Genomic DNA, 2,011 nt, shown 5'->3' on the forward strand with positions numbered 1-2,011 from the left:
AGCCTTCCTGGTTGAGCAGGTCCACTACGCGCGGCGTGGGGCCGGGTGGCACCGCAGCTGCCGCAGCGGCAGGCGGCGCCACCGTGCCTTCGGCCAGCAGCTTGAAATCGAGCAGGCGCTGCGTGTAGTCGTAGGTGGGACCCAGCATCTGCCCGCCGGGCAGGTCCTTGAAGGTGGCGGAGATGCGCCGGTCCAGCGCCATGCGGCTGGTGTCCAGCGGGCAGGTGGTGCCTAGGCGCGGCAGCGTGGCGCGGTAGGCGCGCAGCAAAAAGATGGCTTCCACGAGGTCGCCTGCAGCCTGCTTGATGGCAAGGGCCGCCAGTTCGGGGTCGTACACAGAGCCCTCGGTCATCACCCGGTCCACGGCCAGCTTGAGCTGCTGGCGGATCTGCGTCACCGAGAGTTCGGGCTGTGCGGCATCGCCCCGGCGCTGGCGGGCCAGCAGCTGGTAGCTGTTGAGAATGGCGGCTTCTCCGCCTTTGACGGCTACGTACATGCTCAGGCCTCCTGAAGGGCAGTGGCACCGCGTGTTGCCCGCGTGGTCCGTGGCAGACCCACGATGTGGTCTGGGGTGCCCAGCAACAAGTCCACACCGCGCGGGAACATTGCGTGATTGGCCGCCCACTGGGTCTCGAAGTCGTCGGGCAAGCCGTCCACCTGCAAGGCCGCCATCTCCTGAATTCCCGGACCGCGCAATTGCCACGCATTGATGGCGTCCGCCGTGGTGGCGGTGGCGCGCGGTACATCGACCACGCAGGTGGCCGATTGGTCCGGGTAGACGTCGGTGCCCAAGGCCAGGCTGCCAAGCGCTGGCCATTCGTCGCCCTGCGCCACCCACACAAAGCGGGCCTGCACCGGATCGGTCACCAAGGTGCAGCCTGTGTGAAAGCGCAGCCAGGCACCGGCATCACTGGCTGCCAGCTTGGGCGAGAGCCACAAGGTGCAGTCGCTGTCGAGCAGCGCCAGCAGCACGGCAGCCGATGCGGCATGCCCCACGGCGAGCGTCTGGGCGTCGTGTTCTACCGCCACCGTGCGGCCGGGGTGCGACAGCGCCTGCAGCACCGCGCGGAACACCGCCTGGCTGCCAAAGGCTTCATTCGAGAATCCGGCACCCAGCGATGCCAAGGGGGTCGTGCTCATTCGGTGTCCTCGTCGTTGTCGGCATCGCTCTCGCGCGCCACGGTAAAGAAGTTCACCTTGGTGCTGGCAGCCCGCGCCTGGCGCTCGGCCTGCGTATTGCGCAGGTGGTTGCGGATGGGTTCGAGCAGTTGTGCGTCCAGCACCGGTTGCTGAACAGGGTCTTGCAGTAGCGCATCGGCCAGGGCCGCCAGCTGCACCTGGCGGTGCGACCGGCCCAGCACGTAGGCCACGCCCACAGTGGCCTCGGCAGCGTTAGATGCGTCGGCCACGCGCAGCGCGCAGCGGGTGACGGTGACCTCGCCCAGGTTGAAGCGCTCGCCCGTGCCACCGGCGCGGCCCTGCACCATCATCAGGCCGGTCTCTGGTGCACGCAGCCAGCGCGCGGGGCGCGTGGCTTGCTCGTGCAACGCAGATTCGAGCAGCCCCAGCGGCGCCCGGGCCAGCAGCGCCATCCACTGCGCGCGGCCCAGGGGGCGGCCCGGCCCCGGGTTGTCAAAGGCTTGAAACATGGAAGTGGTACCCTGAAAGTTGTATAGACAAATTGAACAACTGGCGCCAGCTTAAAGAGCGCGCATGTAGGTTTCATGACAGCCAGCACCACCTCTCTCACGACCCCGCTACAGGTCCCGCAAGCACCACCACTGCGCCCTGCGCGCGACAGCTTCTGGACGCGCATAGCCACCGAGCTGGCCGAGGCCATCGGCAGCGGCGTTTATCCGCCGGGCCAGCGACTGCCCTCGGAGCACGCGCTGGCCGAGCAGTTCGGCGTGAACCACCACACCATCCGCCGTTCGCTCGCCAGCCTGTGCAGCCAGGGGCTGGTGCGCATCACGCAGGGCAGCGGCACCTATGTGGAAGACTTTGCGGTGGA

At 67.9% G+C, this 2,011-nt stretch carries 4 protein-coding genes; 1 reads left to right on the forward strand and 3 read right to left on the reverse strand.

Features of this window, described 5'->3' with window-relative positions:
- From DBR23_RS14665 to phnG, 3 genes are all read right to left on the reverse strand, one after another.
- On the reverse strand, nt 1-496 hold a 496-nt coding region (locus DBR23_RS14665), incomplete at its 3' end, for a carbon-phosphorus lyase complex subunit PhnI (RefSeq protein WP_146191345.1).
- Nucleotides 497-498: 2 nt separating this feature from the next.
- Nucleotides 499-1,140, reverse strand: coding sequence for a phosphonate C-P lyase system protein PhnH (gene phnH / locus DBR23_RS14670; protein ID WP_108498742.1), 642 nt, complete (start codon nt 1,138-1,140; stop codon nt 499-501).
- On the reverse strand, nt 1,137-1,649 hold the full coding sequence (phnG, locus tag DBR23_RS14675; protein ID WP_108498743.1) for a phosphonate C-P lyase system protein PhnG: 513 nt from the start codon (nt 1,647-1,649) through the stop codon (nt 1,137-1,139). Before phnG ends, phnH begins: the two co-directional genes overlap by 4 nt.
- Before the next feature lie 75 nt (nt 1,650-1,724).
- Between phnG and DBR23_RS30730 the strand changes: the two genes are divergently transcribed.
- Nucleotides 1,725-2,011: GntR family transcriptional regulator (locus DBR23_RS30730; protein ID WP_233250467.1), on the forward strand; the 287-nt coding region annotated here is incomplete at its 3' end.

The sequence above is a fragment of the Acidovorax sp. HMWF018 genome, from assembly GCF_003061035.1.
Classification (GTDB): domain Bacteria; phylum Pseudomonadota; class Gammaproteobacteria; order Burkholderiales; family Burkholderiaceae_C; genus Acidovorax; species Acidovorax delafieldii.